This window comes from Pantoea sp. nfd-35 (assembly GCF_056892255.1).
The window spans coordinates 298,773-316,271 of the sequence record NZ_CP122404.1; the positions used below are offsets into that span (position 1 = coordinate 298,773).

8 protein-coding genes and 2 pseudogenes are annotated in these 17,499 nt (G+C 51.6%); 5 read left to right on the top strand and 5 right to left on the bottom strand.

Annotated elements, in window-relative coordinates; all coding sequences use genetic code 11:
• The first annotated feature begins 267 nt into the window (after positions 1-267).
• A complete protein-coding gene (locus P9J57_RS21800) occupies positions 268-486 on the top strand; it encodes a hypothetical protein (RefSeq protein ID WP_014333126.1) in 219 nt (72 codons plus the stop codon).
• Positions 487-500: 14 nt separating this feature from the next.
• Positions 501-974 carry a DMT family transporter gene (locus P9J57_RS21805; protein ID WP_041458039.1) on the top strand — a complete coding sequence of 158 codons (474 nt, stop codon included), beginning with the start codon at positions 501-503 and terminating at the stop codon, positions 972-974.
• A 529-nt stretch (positions 975-1,503) separates the two neighbouring features.
• On the opposite strand, the gene P9J57_RS21810 is transcribed toward P9J57_RS21805, so the two are convergent.
• Both P9J57_RS21810 and P9J57_RS21815 read right to left on the bottom strand, forming a co-directional pair.
• Complete coding sequence (locus tag P9J57_RS21810; RefSeq protein ID WP_014598351.1) at positions 1,504-1,995, bottom strand: GNAT family N-acetyltransferase; 492 nt, start codon at positions 1,993-1,995, stop codon at positions 1,504-1,506.
• A gap of 175 nt (positions 1,996-2,170) precedes the next feature.
• Entirely contained in the window at positions 2,171-2,686 is a 516-nt protein-coding gene (locus P9J57_RS21815; RefSeq protein WP_019105832.1) for a GNAT family N-acetyltransferase, read from the bottom strand.
• Between the two features lie 570 nt (positions 2,687-3,256).
• On the opposite strand from P9J57_RS21815, the gene lldD reads away from it, so the two are divergent.
• Together lldD and P9J57_RS21825 are read left to right on the top strand one after the other, a co-directional pair.
• On the top strand, positions 3,257-4,420 hold the full coding sequence (lldD, locus tag P9J57_RS21820) for an FMN-dependent L-lactate dehydrogenase LldD (RefSeq protein WP_019105834.1): 1,164 nt from the start codon (positions 3,257-3,259) through the stop codon (positions 4,418-4,420).
• Between the two features lie 648 nt (positions 4,421-5,068).
• A pseudogene (locus P9J57_RS21825) lies at positions 5,069-6,373 on the top strand (Nramp family divalent metal transporter).
• Between the two features lie 121 nt (positions 6,374-6,494).
• Here the strand turns inward: P9J57_RS21825 and P9J57_RS21830 are convergent.
• The gene (locus tag P9J57_RS21830; protein WP_483279523.1) at positions 6,495-15,077 is read right to left on the bottom strand and encodes a GH36-type glycosyl hydrolase domain-containing protein; all 8,583 of its coding nucleotides are present in this window, start codon (positions 15,075-15,077) and stop codon (positions 6,495-6,497) included.
• A 157-nt stretch (positions 15,078-15,234) separates the two neighbouring features.
• Positions 15,235-15,393 (bottom strand): YnfU family zinc-binding protein, encoded by a 159-nt coding sequence (locus tag P9J57_RS21835; protein ID WP_217267919.1) that lies wholly within the window; start codon positions 15,391-15,393, stop codon positions 15,235-15,237.
• A 304-nt stretch (positions 15,394-15,697) separates the two neighbouring features.
• Here P9J57_RS21835 and P9J57_RS21840 point away from each other — a divergent pair.
• Positions 15,698-15,958 (top strand): annotated as a pseudogene (locus P9J57_RS21840) (IS30 family transposase); the annotation flags it as partial.
• A 432-nt stretch (positions 15,959-16,390) separates the two neighbouring features.
• On the opposite strand, the gene P9J57_RS21845 reads toward P9J57_RS21840, so the two are convergent.
• Positions 16,391-16,930, bottom strand: coding sequence for a chorismate mutase (locus P9J57_RS21845; RefSeq protein ID WP_013027843.1), 540 nt, complete (start codon positions 16,928-16,930; stop codon positions 16,391-16,393).
• Positions 16,931-17,499: the final 569 nt, after the last annotated feature.

Genomic DNA, 17,499 nt, shown 5'->3' on the forward strand with positions numbered 1-17,499 from the left:
GAAGCAAAAAAGCGGGGGCGCTATGCGCGCCATAACTCCATCATGCGTTCCCCCTTGCCAAACCCTTATAGACATGGGGATTCGTATTGAGCGGGAGCCAAACCCAAACATCATTGTCAGGCTCATCACCCGGCTTCATCACGCCCTGATGACATCTCCCGAGCTCATTGACAGACCAGGTGTGCGCCGGAAAACGTCGGAGACCTGCGCCAGCGCTATCCTTTCAGCGGTCTGCTTAACCCTGAAACCAGCAAGGTGTTTGAATTTATGTTCGACGGGATCAATACCTTTACACCCCGCCATCTGGTGTTTTTTACCTCCGACCTCCATTCTGCGTTTCAGACCGCGTTAGCCGGGAAAGCGGGTGTGGACAGTGAACGCCTTCGCGCAGCCATTGATGAATCAAGCGAACACCTTTTTGCGGCAGCAGGGTATGAGCCTGACATCTTTGCGGAAAAATTCCTGCCGCTGGTGCAGGCAAACTAACTGAGATGAACAGCATGAGCGCGATTTATTACGTACTGGCTTTTGCAGCAGGTCTGGGTATTACCCTGCAGACAACACTGAACAGCCAGCTTGCAAAAGGGCTCGAGGGCGACCCGGTCACCGCCGCGTTGTTTTCCTTTACGGCCGTAGCGTTGAGCCTCGGCGTTTACTCTCTGCTACGTGGAGGGGTTTTCACCGCCCTTGCTGCCATCCCTTCACAGCCTCTGTGGAGTCTGACGGGCGGAAAGATCGGTGCCTGTGCGTTATTCAGCTATGTGGTACTTGCACCAAAAATCGGTTTTTCAGCCCCGCTCGGGTTGGCGATTGTCGGACAGTTGCTCTCATCACAGGTGATCGACCATTTTGGTCTGTTGGGCACCATAAGACGGCCGGTTTCGCTCATCAAGATGGGCGGCGTGTTGGTCATGCTGACCGGGCTCGGCATCATGCTTTTTGGCGACCGGCATACCGAGCATTTTCTGTATTAATCAAGCGACACTGCTGGTTAGGGACGTATGTCCAGTCGCAGACATCCGTGACCTTCAGTTCGTTCACCCTCGCAACTTTTATCCTCCTGGAGAAATAACATATTTTCAGTAGCAGCCCATGTCAGCAATTTGCTGGGCGAGTGCCCCTCTGGTCCCAAAGAACACGCGACAGATATTGATGCTTGCCTTTCAGGAAGGGACCGGCGAAGTCATGCGCTGGCCTCTGCCTGAACGCCTCGGATGGATTGTCCACAACTGATTTATATGTTGCGCTCTCAAGGGGGCTGAATCTGTTACGATCTTCTTAGGTCGTGATGAGTTCTCACTATAATAACTCACCATAGACTGCCCCTAAACGATCGTACCTTAGTGTTTATAAGGTCCGCTTCTGGCACAAAGCGGACAGGCTGACCGAGCTGGAGGTCCGCTATGAGCGAGAGGCGGAAGTCAACATGATGAAGACCGGCAATTCTGCCAAATTAAAATAACGTCCCGGCCATGAAGTGCAGCTTCTAAGCCGGGATAGGCTTTAGGGATGTGTGTTGTGCATAGCAAACGCAGCTAAACGCTGATGATCCAATCGAAAATACTGCTTTTCTTTGATGAAAGAAGCCCCAAGGGACAAGTAAAATTCGGCAGCTTTCGGGTTGGTGGTTTCAGCGGTCCAGTCAAATCGCGTGAAGCCATGTTCAACGGCGAAAGCCGCAATAAATCGCATAAGTGATTTACCTACTCCCTGACCTCTAACCGCCGCTGAAGTGAAAAGATCTTTCATATATGCCTGACCGGAGCACTTTGGAGCAGGAAACATCAGTGTGAACGTTGCAAATCCGACAAGGACTCCGTTTTTCCATGCTCCTACGACACTTACTCCGGAATAGACGGAAAAAAACCTGTGGGTCAGATAAGAGAGCATTTCTTCATAGCTGGCCGCTTCACTCCCGAAATAATAAGAATCCATCTCGACAAAAATCTTTGCCAGATCGGGAATGTCAGAATCTCCACAGATATCGATTCTCATACGTATCCTTTTATTGTATGCACGAAACCCAAATTTAGCATAAGAATGCGGTCATGATGACCTGCTACCCGCTAATCAACTGGTTGGTAATGTCCGCTTCTGGCACAGAGCGGACACGGCATCAATATTACGCAGTTGCCTCTGCCTTGCAGGCAAGCCAAATCAGTGCGAGAGACTAACCGGTACAGCCTCCAGACGGTGCCAAACTGCCGGAAGCCAGTTTACTCAGGAGGTCACCATGGAGATAATAATTCACAATATCGCCATTTATTCTGCCCCCTAAAGATTGATAAAAACGGTTTGCTCCGGCGTTTGATTTCTCGGCATTCCAGCTAAGGCTACGACACTCATGCTCAAGAGCGAGTTTTGCCATAAAGCGCATTATGGATTCCCCAGTGCCTTTACCTCTCTCACTCCGTGAAACATACAGCTCTTTGATGTGTAACTCTCCACTGTACCGGGGCGAAGGATAGAGAATGCTGCAACACGCCAGCCCAACGATATTTGCATCGCGGCGAGCCCTGAGCACCTGAGTACCGGAGAGCTGACTGAAGAGTCGATTGCGGAGATAATTCTTCAACAGTGTTTTCTGAATGATGCCCTTACCATAGTAGTGCTCTTCCATCTCGGTAAAAATTTTCACCATGGATTCCCATTCATCTGGCGGACACATTTCTACCGTTACTTCCATGTTTACTCCCTATAAATGACAAAACGCCATAGCTGAGCCGGGGTTTAGCACAACTACAGTCCACAACCATTCCGCCGGTTTCTGAGTAAGTATCCCCGACACATCAGAAGCGTCGTTTCGATTGTGTCTGAAAGAGAACGATCCGGTCAATCCTGCGCTGGTCTGATGTTGGCACGTTCAATTAAACAATTTAGATATGTCTGCTATGAGCGAACAGCGGACGTCAAAATGATAGAGACATGGAAGTTCTGACATAATGAACATAACAACCCTTTCGAACACCATATGTCCTCCCTGATGCTGTAGTAGCGCCCGGAATGTAATCAAATCCCACCCTTAATGTTGGGTGTTGCACTCTCGGACGAGAAGCTCTTCCCCGTAAGCACTGATAAATTCATTGAATACGTCTTCTTATATATCGCCGGAAAAATAATCAGCTTCAAACTCAAGGCATTCCTAAAAGGAATGATTTCGGTTCTAAAAATTCATTTCTGCAATGGCTTTATGAAGCATATAGTTTTTCTGTATTCAGACCGTCTACCTGATTCTATTAAATAAGGAAAAGATAAAATGATAGTTTCATCGCCCGCTGATTATCGTGAAGCTGCACGTATGCGCATCCCAAGATTTCTCTTTGATTACATAGATGGTGGGGCTGTGGCAGAAAATACAATGAATGCCAATGCTTACGAACTGTCATCCGTAGCTCTTCGCCAGCGGGTTCTTTGTGGAGTCGGTGAAACTAATCTTTCCACCAAAGTACTTGGGTCATCATGGTCCTTACCCATAGCATTGGGTCCTGTTGGAGCTACTGGCATGTATGCCCGTCGTGGGGAAGTCAAGGCAGCTCGAGCTGCATCTAAAACAGGTATTCCCTATACGCTTTCTACCGTATCAGTTTGTTCTATTGAAGAAGTTGCGAGCCATGCATCTGGAGAACTCTGGTCGCAGCTTTATGTGCTTAAGGATCGCGGATACATGCGCAATGCGCTTGAGCGTTCGTGGGCCGCAGGTATGAAGACTCTCGTGTTTACTGTAGATATGCCCATACCTGGCTCCAGATACCGTGACAAACGTTCCGGAATGTCTGGACCGATGTCGACGCTTAGGCAATATGTACAGGCGTGCATTCACCCTCAATGGGCTCTGGATGTCGGGCTGAGAGGCCGTCCTCTATCCTTTGGTAATATTGAGGCTTATACCAGACATAAGATGAAGATGGCCGACTATATGGGATTCATCAGCAGCAATTTTGATCCATCTATCACCTGGAAAGATCTGGAGTGGATTCGCGAAAGCTGGCAAGGGAACCTAATCATTAAGGGAATTCTCGAACCTGAGGATGCACGTAATGCAGTAAGGCTTGGCGCTGATGGTATTGTCGTTTCTAATCACGGCGGAAGGCAGTTGGATGGCGCAGTTCCAACAGCAAGAGCTCTGCCACGTGTGGCAGATGCCGTTGGAGACGATCTCACCGTATTAGTGGACTCTGGTATTCGGTCTGGCGTTGACGTTATCCGCATGCTTGCTCTTGGGGCGAAAGGAGTTTTACTGGGGCGCGCGTACATTTATGCTCTTGCCGCAGCCGGAGAACAAGGAGTAGAACATTTACTACGGCTGTATGCTGAAGATATGAAAGTGACAATGACACTGACAGGTGCAACGTCTCCTTCAGACATAAACTCGGGATGTCTTGACCGCTTAGAGAAAGAATTACTTACGTTACAAAGATGACCTTTTGAGCTGTACTCTCTTCAGGCTGATAACGGGCGAGGTGGCGCTGTTTAGATACCTCGAATTATATAGCAACAGAATACTGAAGTTGATTCTACGCTAACAAAAAGCCCGGCCTCATAAGTGAGCGCAGTGCTTATAAGCTAAATCGGGGCCAGCGCCTCTTGTCAAGCTGGCTGACCTGCTCCCGGCAAACTAACATAGCACGATCTAAGTAAGTTCCGCTTCTGGCACAAAGCGGACTTTGCTCAAGCTGTGTCAAATAACGGGGAGCAGGTCACTTTTCGGGCCATTTTCTAATGATTTTGTTCTTCCAGCCATCTTCCTGAGAACCCTGCGTTTTTTCCCCCGTTGGCAACACAATTGTTGTTAGCTGCTTTCGCTTATGGCACTAAGCAGACGAGTTTACTAAGCGCAGTGCCCACTATGAAAAAAAGCGAACATTCCCCTTTGATTCTTCCCAGTATTGCTCGCGTTGGTGTGGTACTTAAGTACTTAACTGAAACAAGTCGTTCACCTTTCCCTTACATTCAGATACAGAATAGCACTAATTTCATCATGAAATTAGCTTCCGCTATGAAGTATAGCAAGTGCTATGATTTGGTTCTTAAATTAGTCTAAAAATACAAAACAGGGGTAAGTAACGTTATGTCCGGATCCACTCGGTCTTCAACCTTAACTGAACGAACCAATCGTTCGATTGCAGAAGTGTTATCCGGTCGTCAACGCCGTTTAATGACGCCGTTACTTTTTGCCGGACCTGCGGTTATTGCGTCTATCGCTTATATGGATCCAGGAAACTTTGCGACAAATATTCAGGCAGGAGCAAAGTATGGTTACACCCTTCTTTGGGTGGTCGTGATGGCCAACATTATCGCCATGCTTTTCCAGGCTCTGTCGGCGAAACTCGGTATCGTCACTAATAAAAATTTAGCTGAAATGTGCCGTGACCAGTTTTCTTCACCCGTGGTATGGGGCATGTGGGTTGTCAGCGAAATTGCTGCAATGGCAACCGATCTGGCTGAGTTTCTTGGCGGTGCGCTGGCGCTATCAATCCTGTTTCATCTCCCCTTACTGGTAGGAATGGGCATTACCGCGCTGATCACTTACACATTGTTGCTGGTTGAAAAACGCGGGTTCAGGCCGTTAGAACTGATGATTGGTGGACTGGTTGCCGTCATTGCGCTGTGTTACCTGATCGAGATGTTTATTGCCCCAGTCAACTGAACTGCAGCAGGTCTTGGCATGGTCATTCCGAAGCTGCCTGATGCCCAGGCGTTAACCATTTCCGTAGGAATTATCGGGGCAACGGTGATGCCGCATGCTATTTATCTTCATTCAGGGTTAACGCAGAGCCGCACTCCAGCAAAAAATTCAAGTGAACGCCGCAAATTACTGTCTTTCTCAAATATTGAGGTTGTGATTGCACTGAGTATTGCAGGACTGGTCAATATTGCGATGGTTATCATGGCTTCGAGTGCATTCCATGCTGGACACAGTGATGTTGCTGAAATTGAGACGGCCTATCACACGCTGACACCTTTACTGGGGGTTAGTGCTGCAGGCGTATTCTTGTTGTCTCTGATTGCGTCGGGCATTTCAAGTTCAGTGGTTGGAACTCTGGCGGGTCAGATGATTATGCAGGGATTTGTGGGGTTCTACATTCCTGTTTGGTTACGCCGTCTGGTAACCATGATCCCCGCATTTGTCGTGGTTTCAATGGGAGTTAATGCAACAGATGCCCTGGTTTACAGTCAGGTTGTCCTGAGTCTGGCTTTGCCAGCGCCCATGATAGCGCTGGTAATGTTTACTCGCCGCCGCGACATTATGGGAGAGTTTGTAAATAATAAACTTACAGTAATATTATCGGTAATTGGCACAGTGATTATCGTGACGCTAAATATTATTCTTCTTTTGCAGGTTTTTGGCATCAATATACCAGGGTTAGCCTGATGTCTGGGAGAAACTATGCGGCTTCTTTGGGAGATTTTTTGGGGGCGGGCGCTTTGCCTGCACCCAAATAACCACAGTAACGCTGAATTATCAATGTCTGCTTCTGGCACAGAGCGGACGGTCAGCGCTGAATAATATCGACATTGTGATTTTGTCCATCATCCCGCAAAGGAATGCTGTCATCCGGCAGGAGCGTGCCATCCATAGTCACTCGAGGTTCACCGTCGTGACGAGAAATCCTAATGTAATACTGACTGCGCCCGTGTTGATAGGACAGGCTGATCGAAGGCCAGTCATCAGGTAAGTGAGTGCGAATAACCAGCGTCTCTCCGTGCCGTTTTATTCCGAGTAACTCTTCAGTCACCAGACGGTAGGCCCAGCCTGCGGAACCGGTGTACCAGCTCCACCCGGCACGGCCGGTATGAGGTGCAACGCTGTACACATCTGCACTCATCACATAGGGCTCCGCCTTGTAGATGTTAACGCCTTCAGTCTGCAGCGTGTGGTTTACCGGATTGATCATTGACCACAGTTGCCACGCTCGCGCTTTTTGTCCCATCCGGGCAAACGCCATGACCGCCCAGATGGCGCCATGCGTGTACTGCCCGCCGTTTTCCCTCACACCCGGAAGATAACCCTGTATGTAACCGGGATTAGGACCATGACCATCAAACGGTGGCGTTAGCAACTTGATCAATCCTGCATCGTTATCCACCAGATAGCTGTCGAGTGACTGCATAGCCTGCGCACTGCGCACTCGATCAGCTGCGCCGGACAAAACGGACCAGCTTTGTGCAATCGCATCGATCCAGCACGCCTGCGATTCTATTGTCCCCAGCGGCGTACCATCGTCAAAGTAGCCGCGGAGATACCATGCACCATCCCAGGCGTAAGATTCGAGATTTTTTTGCAGGCTCAGCGCTTCTGAATAGCACAATGCTGCCACGCGTTCATCCTGGCGCTGTTCAGCCAGCGCCGCAAAGCGTTGCAAAATATCGTAGAGGAAAAAGCCGAGCCAGACGCTTTCACCTTTGCCTTCAATACCGACCAGATTCATCCCGTCATTCCAGTCACCTGCCCCCATTAGCGGCAGGCCGTGCTGGCCGAAGTTTAGCCCCCGCTCAATCGCTTTTACGCAGTGCTGCCACAACGTCTCTTCGAGGTGGCTGATAACCGGCGTATCATAAACTGATTCTTCGCCGGGCTTGAGCGGACGCCCTTCAAGATAGGGAATCTGCTGCGCCAGCACGCCAGTATCTCCCGTTGTATCCACATAGTGACAAACCGCAAGCGGAAGCCACAGGTAGTCATCCGAACAGCGGGTTCGCACGCCATTACCCTGCGGAGGATGCCACCAGTGTTGCACATCCCCCTCAATAAACTGCCGTGAGGCACACAGCAGGATCTGGCTGCGCAGTCGCTCCGGTGCAACGTGGCTCAGCGCCAGCGTATCCTGCAGCTGATCGCGGAAACCAAATGCCCCACCGGACTGATAGTAGCCGCTGCGCGCCATGATGCGGCAGGCTAATGTCTGGTACAGCAGCCAGCCGTTTACCAGCAAATCAACGCTGCTGTCGGGCGTCTGCACAACCACCTTATCAAGCACGTTGTGCCAGAAATGGTGAACCTGATTCAGCGCCTGACGCGCATGATCCTCATGCAGAAAACGGGCAAGCGTTTCCTGTGCCTGTGCCGGGTTATCGGCCACGCCGAGGACAAAAACATATGTTTTCTGGTCACCGTCAATAAGGGAGGTTGTCGACTGTAGCGCGGCACAGGGATCAAGCCCGGCTCCCGTTTTACCCGAGAGTCTGCGAAGCGTCATGGCGGCCGGGGCGCGCAGTGAGCCATTACGCCCGATAAACTCGCGGCGGTCGCCCGTTACCGTACTCTGAGGATCGTTAACGGCGAAAAAGGCGGTGCGTTCCCCGCCATTAGCACCGTAGAAGTTATTGGCCATGACCGCACTTCCCCCCGCGAGGCCGGGCGAATGCGTGATGATATGCGCAGCAGAGTGGTTGCGCGTTGCCCCAAGTGTCCATTCCACGTAGCCGGTGACAGACAATTTGCGTGTACGGCCCGAATGGTTGCTGAGCTTCAGTATTGCAAGCTTAACCGGCGCCTGCTCGTCCACCAGGACTGTCAGTTCGCTGTCCAGTCCATTTTCACGGTGGGCAAACACGCTGTAACCAAAACCGTGGCGGGTAAGATAATCGCCCTGACCGCGCACGGGCAGGGTCATGGGTGACCAGCATGCGCCGCTTTCTTCATCACGCAGATAGAATGCCTCCCCGCTACGATCGCTTACCGGATCGTTTTCCCACGGCGTTAAGCGATATTCGTGCGCATTTTCGAACCAGCTGTAGGCCTGGCCTGCTTCAGAAATCACGCTGCCAAAGTTCTCGTTTGCCAGCACGTTTGACCAGGGCGCTGGCGTCGGTTGGTTTTCTCTCAGCAGGATCTGATACTCGCGACCGTCCTGAGAAAAGCCACCGTATCCGTTGAAATGGCGCAACAGGTGAGTTTCCGGTATCCAGTCGGCGTGATGATTGCTCTCTGACGTCACCGAGGGCACAAAAGGCCTGACGCGTTTTTTTGTCGCATGAATACGCTGGTTAAGTTGTTCATTGATGCCGTCAGCGCGATCGTCCAGGCTCAGACAGGCCACGCTCATCAGCAACTGCTTGTCTTCGGCAGACAAATGCTCACCGTTACGGACAAAAATCCCCCCGGGTTTATCTAACAGGCTGGCTTCAGAACCGGCATAGATTAAATCCATAATCTGCGTCTGCAGCGCCTGCTGGTAGCCTCCAGGGCTGTTATTAAGAATCACCAGATCCACCTCCAGCCCTTTCAGTCGCCAGTAGCGATGTGCCTGAATCAGCGTGGTGACAGAAGCAATTTTTTCCTCGCTGGTCAGGCTGATCAGCACAATCGGCAAATCACCTGAGATCCCCCAACCCCACAGGCCCGACTGACCACGTCGGTTTCGGCTAATGGCCTGTTCGTCACCGCGCAGTTCCTGACAGGGATAAAGTACCGCGCTGGCGAGGCGGTTGAACAAAGTTGCGTCATCTTCGCTGGCATTCATCTGCCGTAACACAACCAGACTGTGGGACCAGGCCAGTTCAAACACACGATCGGCGATAGGATGATCGCGGTATTTTTCCATCAGCGCGAGGCTTTGCTGACGGTTTTCGCTGACGCCAAAAACGATATCAATGGTCACCGGCTGTCCGGGCTGGAGCGTAATCGCGTGGCGTATCGACAGTATCGGATCCAGCACGGCACCGGACGTGTTACTGAGCGGTCCGTTCATGCTGACCGCCTGGGCATCAGCCGGGCTTTTTCCCCGGCCGATGAATCCCGCTCTGTCGGTGTCGAATGAAACGTTCTCTGAACAATCGCCATGCACCACCATCATATGAAACAGATACGGGCTCTGTTCATCCGGCGAGCGTGCACGCCGGTGGCACAAAATGGCATCATGCCTGGGATCGGCTTCCGTCTGAATAAACAGGTTGCTGAACGCCGGGTGCGCCTGATCGCTGATGTCCGAGGCAAGCACCACTTCAGCATAGGTCGTCAGCTCGAGTGTTCGTGGGCTTCGGCCTCGATGCATCAGGGTGACACGACGCAGTTCGATGTCATCTTCCGGTGAGACCACAACCCGGGTTTTCACGCTGAGCGAGCCGAGCACGCGCCTGAACTCGGCCCCCGCATCGGTAAAGATGATTTCATCGCTGATGTCCGCACTGGCCCCCAGAGGGTGACAGGTATTGCTCCACACCTCGTCAGTGAGCGGATCCCGGATATAGCAGAACGTTCCCCAGTTATCACGGGTGCTGTCGCTGCGCCAGCGTGTCAATGCGATGTTGTTCCAGCGACTGTATCCCCCACCGCCTGGCGTTATCATTAGATGGTAATGCCCGTTGGACAATAATTGTATCTCGGGGGTCGGCGTATCCGCATGCATGAAGATTCGCGGTTCATAGCGCACAGGCTTAATTCTTCCCTCATGGGACTCAAAATGACGACGCGGGCTGTAGAGTTCAACCTCATCGGGTACGCGCTCCTGTAACAGCAAGCTGGCCGATCTGAACGCCGGACTCGACATGAATCGCCCGGCCATAGGGGCATCAAGCAGCAGATGCCCCAGCGCCTGGAAAGCCATGCCCTGATGGTGCGCCATCCAGGATTGAACAACCAGGAAAAGCTGCCCGGTTGCCAGTCGCGATGGCGTATAGTCCAACGCTTCATAAAAACCATATTCGCCGCGCGCGCCGTTTTCCTGCAGCCTGAGCAGATTGTCGCAGGCCTTTTGCGGTGAAACCAACAGCGCCAGCAGCGTGGCATAAGGGGCTACCACCATATCGTCGGCGAGACCGCGCCGGAGACCAAGGCCGGGTACGCCAAATGCCTGATACTGATAATTATGTTGAACATCAAACGCATGGTAGCCAGACTCAGAGACGCCCCACGGCACGCCACGCTCTTTGCCCCAGTTTATCTGCCTGATTACCGCAGATTTGCTCATCTCATCCAGCAGACTGCCGTGCCAGGTTGGCATCACCAGATTCGGCATCAGATATTCAAACATTGAACCGCTCCAGGACATCAGGGCAGTTTCATGATCGATGGTGGTAAACAGTCGGCCAAGTGCATACCAGCTTTTAAGCGGCAGCTGATTCGTCGCAATAGCGACAAAACTGGTCAGGCGGATTTCTGAAGGCAAAAGATCGTAGTGGCTTTTATCCAGCGTGTTGGTATCGCAGTTGTAGCCCACACTTAGCATGCTGGTAGCCGTGTTATACAGAAACGTAAAATCCATTCGCGCATGGTCAGCGAGACGTTGTTCAAGTTCGCTGATAATCGCCAGTCGCCGCCGGGCCTGGGTCATAACGGCTGTCGGCGCGATAACCGCCTCAAGGGTGATTCCGCCAGCCAGCTCACTCAGCGTAGGCAGGGCCTGTGCATGATATGTCACCGGTAGCCAGCCAAGCAGCGTCGTCCATTCATCACAGAGCTGCTGCAGTTGACTGACCAGATGCGCCGTCCAGCGCACCACCACGCGGCTTTCCTCCTGAGACAGCCGGGCCAGTTCGTTGCCGTGCACCTGCATTTTTTTGAGTTCGCTTAACCACTGCCCTGAAGGTAACGATGCAGCATTAAGGCACTGCGTGCGCAGCACGCCCAGGCTGGCTGGCGCGTTATGGCCCCAATATTTTTCCAGCACATGCAGAGTATCATTCAGCCCCTCCAGTAGGCGTACGTCGTTGAAAACGGGCTGATGACGCATGGCTGACAGCCCTTCGCGCAGTGTCAGTAAGTGGCCGGCCATATTGCCGCTGTCAACGCTGGAAACATAACGCGGGCTGAGTGGCGCAAGCGTGCGGGTGTCATACCAGTTATACAAATGTCCCCGGTAATGCTCCATCTTATCCAGCGTGTCGAGCGTCTGCGTGATGCGCTGCAGGACATCCGCGCCAGAGAGATAACCGAAATCCCAGGCCGTAAGGTTCGCCAGCAAGGACAGTCCGATATTGGTGGGTGACGTGCGATGCGCGATTTTGGGCTCCGGGATTTCCTGATAATTGTCCGGGGGAAGCCAGTTTTCCTGCGCCGTCGCGAAGGTCTCGAAAAACGCCCAGATTTCTCTGCTGGTCTGACGCAGAAGTCGTTTCTGTTGCGGGTCAGGCAGAAACGCCTTACGCGCTGGCGGGCGGCTCAGTCCACTCAATAATAGCGGTGCCAGGCACCATGACAGGCTGATGATCAGGGCCAGGGTCAGCCATTGTGGCGCCACTAACAGCGTCAGAAGCGTGAGTGCCGCACCACAAGCCACATTCAGCCACATTACCCGATAAAAACGAAAGGCAGAAAGTTGGGACTGAAGGCTGTCCGGACTGTGGCTTGACCATTGCGTCAGGTTGCGCTGGCTGATGCCAAGGCGCCAGAGCGTTACGGCGATCGCATACAGCGAATAGCCCGCCTCATGGGGCAATAAAATAAAATTGAGTCCGATCCGGGAAAGTCGCTTCAGTGCCCCCGCCGTAACCAGCACCAGATGTTGCCTCAGAGGACGACGATGCGGCTTGTTGGCAAGATCGATAAGGATACAGAGCACAGCAGGCAGCAGCCAGACCAGGGCCAGAACGCCCAGCCAGTATCCCGGATTCGGCACCCACAGCAGCGCGCTAAACTGCAGCACCAGTAGTGCGGGGGCGACCAGGCTGCGGCGCAGGTTATCAAACAGTTTCCAGCGAGAGAGCGCCGACAATGGGTTTTTATCCCGCGTCCCATCCGCTTTTCGGACCCGCAGCTTAAGCCAGTTAAGCAGTTGCCAGTCGCCACGGATCCAGCGCGTACGGCGTGCGACGTCGGACAGATAGTTGTTCGGGTACTGCTCGTAGAGTAAGACCTCGCTCAGCAGCCCGGCGCGGGCATAGCATCCTTCCAGAAGATCGTGACTGAGCACCAGATTTTCCGGGCAGGTGTTGGCCGTGGCCTGGACAAAAATATCCACGTCGTAAATTCCCTTGCCGACGAAGGAGCCTTCTTCAAACAGATCCTGATAGATATCTGAAGACATCATGGAATAAGGGTTATTACCCGGTACGCTGCTGCGCATCGCGGCATAGCGGCCCTGACCGTTACGCGGCATCTCTTCTGCCAGCCCCGGTTGTAAAATACCGTATCCTTTGACGACCCGCTGACATCGCGGATCGTATTCCGGCTTGTTCAACGGATGCGCCATCGTTGCGACCAGCTTATGCGCGGTATCACGTGGCAGGAGCGTGTCGCTGTCCAGCGTGATGACATACTTAATCTGTCCGGGTAAGCGGTTCGCGGGCATGCCCGCAACGCTGGAAAATTGCGTGTCTGGATGACGTAACCAGCTGTTCAGCAACGCCAGCTTGCCCCGTTTGCGTTCATAACCCATCCAGATCCCCTGCGATGCATTCCATTCAGGCGAGCGGTGGAGCAAATAAAAGCGCTGATGGCGGCAAGGATAGAGCAGGTTAAGCCGGTGCATTTCTGACATCGCCTGACTAAACAGTGCGCGTTGTTCATCCGTACTTTCAGTCGCCGCGTCAGCAAAATCGGTAAGAAGCGCGAAACAGAGGTTATCGTCCTGGTTGCCAAGCCAGCACACTTCAAGGCTTGTGAGGAGCGTGCTGAAGCCGGCGTGACTCGTCAGCATGCAGGGGATCGCCACCAGCGTGGAGGATGTCACCGGAATCCCGTCAGAAAAGTCCATTCGTGGCAGCGGTCGGGGAGTCCGAAAGCGGGTCGTCGCTTCACTGAGTATATCGCTGACCAACTGACTCAACGCCACAATCAAAGGTAAAGCCAGCAGTAACAACCACCAGGCCATGCCCAGACTCGCTGTGTCATACAATATTGCGGCGGTGGCCGCCGTGGTTAACAGGCTCATGCTCCCAAGCCAGGATAACAGAGGATATCTGTTGAGACTGTGCCGCAAGCGTTTGAGGCCAGAGCTCGCCACCGACAAATGGTGATCTAACTGACGCCGCCCTTCTCCCATCAGATAATATCCAATGTGATGAGAGGGCATGCCCGGTTGGGTTGATGCTGACAACGCCAGTATGCGGCTTGCCACGTCGGGCTCACTGAGCTGACTTTCCCGGGCCAGAATCTCAATCACATGGCGATAATGATCGCGGGTATCAAAATGCATACTGGAATATATGCCCGCCGGATCGCGACGTAACGTCTGCTCAACCACACTAATGTTCTCGGCGAAATCAGCCCAGTTGGTTTCATTGAGCAGGCGTAACCCGGCAATACTGTTGCTGACGGAAAGTTGACTGGCCGCAAGCTGTTGGTTGAAACGATGGATCAGTAACTCGGTTGTGAGGCCTTGCTCGGCAAGGCGTTGTTCTACCCAGCCCAAGGGTAATGCCAGCGCATTCCCCTGCCCGTGCAGACGACGAACCATTTCCGCGACAAAGGCACTGCTCAGTGGCGGTCGGGAACGCGCCATGTCGGCGATCACCAGAATGAGGTCAGCTGGCGCATGTTCGGCGCAGTCGGTCATCCGCGTTATCCAGCTGTCAGCAAGGCTGCGTTCCTGCTGAGCCTGAACCACCTCAATACTGACCCGACGCAGATTTTCAATCAGCGCCAGTCGCAACATACCGGGCAACGCCCAGACTTCCCCTAACGTCAGCGGCGTGACCTGTTGGTAGGCGCCGATGTAGCTGGTCAGACTGGCGGTGTCCCAGCGTCCGTCACCATGCGCAACCGCCTCGGTAGCAATATCATAGATACGCGGACAAGGGTGCGGAGACGCGAGTGAAGGAAGACCTTTGCCAAAGCTGGTCGGCAAGTGCTGGCGGACGTTGCGAATTTGCTCCTCAATCAGGTAGTAGTTGTCCAGCAACCACTCCCCAGCGGGCATAATGCTGGTTTTTTTACCGGCGTTAAGCGTGTAACAGTTTTGTGTAATAACGGCTTCGTTATCACTTAATCGTTTGAGCAGGTAGTACGGCATCTTGTCCGGCGACAATTTATGCGTATGCGCCAGCTTTTGACCATAACGCTCAAGCTGAGGCGTTGAGAACAGCTCCGGGCGCGGAGTGTTTTCCCCCATAGGGTCATTGGAAGAAAACGATGCGCGCCCTGGCGCTTTTGTCATGATACGGGCGCGGCGAAACCATGCCCCAGGATTTATTTTCATAGTCTTGCTCTCATGCGACATTAACGCGCAGGAGCAGTTGAGAAATCAGTTCAGAAACGTTCTCTCAGGATGGGCGTAAGGCATCAGGGATTTATCAGCTGCAGGTCCAGGTCTTTACGGTATAACAGGGAAGATCGTCGGATCTGAAAGTCAGGTGCTAACGTGGAGAGACAAAGAGAGATTTACATCCCGGACAAAGCATAGCCTGTTTCAGGCGAATCTTTGAGGCAGGCTGGGAGGAACTTAAACCGCAGGCAGGACAGACTACCGTGGACGGAGCACTCATGAACTTCCTGGCGTAATCGAGAAGAGACATGGTGGTTACCCTTTAGAGGAATGAAACTCATACTATCACAGTTGATTAATTTCCAATCGATTTGTTTCGTTGTTACCTGCCTGCAAGTGAGCAGTGACATAAAGTGGGAGGATTATTTAATTTTGCCCCTGGAAAAAGGCGTCACTTTCATACTTTTTCTAAAAAAATATTATTGCTAAAAACCTCAGTTTTTTACTGACTGTCAAAAAAAAGTGCTTGCGACGGTTATTTATGCCCTGTTTTTAAGCGCTTCCGAGAGTATCAACGCTCTAAACAATCAGGGGTGAGGCTCCTTTAAGAACTGATGACCTGCCACACCCGGTTTACTGTAGCAGCAGACATCCAGATTTACTTCTGCGATCCTCAATCCCCCTGGCAATGTGGCTCAAATGAAAATACGAACAGGTTGCTCAGACAATATTTTCCAAAGGGAACTGACTTATCGGTTCACAGCCAGCAAAGACTAAACAGTGTTGCCAGGCAGCTCAACGAAAGACCGAGAAAAACGCCAGACTATGAATCACCCGCAGAAGGGTTCAATAAATGTGTTGCATCTATCGGTTGAACTCACAGCACAAAGCGGACGTTTTAATCTGAATTAACCCCTGCATGCAGTGAGAGCCGTGTTTCGAATGGCGCTTAAGCGGCATGACGGCGCCAGAGGACGTAAAAGATGGCGCAGATGATGAACGGCCCCTTACGCCCGACGTAGTCGGCTACAGCCATATAAATCGTGACATTCCCTACCTTTCTTTAAACAGCCCTGCAGGCTTTCAGCAATGAAGAAACGCAGGTAACCCGGATGAGCGTGCTTTCACCGCGAAAGGCGCAATTGCCGGGTTACGAAGCGTCAACTTCCTGCTGACGCTTCGGGGAGTTAAGGATTCTTAGAGTAAAAATTGCGGTACCCGTTAAGGTAGATAACCTGTCACGTTGCAAACGTATGAGAAGACGTTCAAGGATGTTGGACGTGCATTCCGCCGCGCGCGGCGGACCGTTATTTTTTGAGCCGAATGTGCTCCAGCCCCAGCAAAACGTTATTGATGTCGTTATCACTCAGATGCTGGACATTTAGCTGCTGATGTAGCTGAGCTAAATCGCCTTTGGTAAAACCACCCTGTGACAGCTGCTGGTTGATGGCTTGCAAAATCTGTCCGTCTAACAGATTAATCTGCTGGCGCAACTCTGCCAGATCTTTGGCGGGTGGGACGGCATGCGGAGCACTCAACCAGTCTGCCAGGTAACGATACTGAATCGCTTTACTTGCATCCATCAGTCCCTGAAAAAAAGCGGTCACAGACTGTGGATCGAGGCCAGCTTTTGCCGATTTCTCTTTGGCTTCGGCTAACACATCCTGTTCCCGAGCCAGGTCTTCAATCGGCTTATTGTGCGTTTTTTTGAAGGCTGCAACATCCTTCATTAACAGCATTCTCTCATGCAGTGCCCGAGAGAGTAGTGAAACGGGTTCTGACGCTGGCGCGGCGGCGGCAGAGCCGCAGAAAATTAATGCAGCAAGAAGAAAGGTCATATATTGCATGTTTGGTTAGCCTGTTTCCAAATAGTTGAAAAAGATTAATCAGATTAAACGTACCTCTCAGGGAGCGAGTTTCATAGAAATATTATTTAATCTCTGTAATTAACTAATACAAATTATAACTAGAATGTTAATCACTAAGCTGGCGATGTTAAGAGAAAGTAACGTATTTTTTCTGCGAATTTAAGTTTCAGGGGTGATTATCAAATCTTTAAGATGTTAATAAATACCCGCCGGAAGGCAGATCAACCAACTTATTGATTTTAAAATCTTTTATTCTTGGTAAAGATTTTTAAATTTTATATTTTTTCTGGTTTCAAATGTAAAAAAAAGTCAGCAAAAAACCTGCTTAAATTATTCGCCCCCTAACTATTATGGGCTTAACTGTTAATACTAAACCATAAAAAAGTCGTAAAACAGCGCCTAAACAGACTGATGTCACAGTTGTGAATTTATATTTCAAATTGTCTTTAAAGTTTTCATCGTGGTAGTCGATAAGTTTCATTAAGCAGTGTGGGGTTAATACAGGCTGCAAAACACGCTTTCTTTTTCCTTCCTGTCAGGGTGAAATT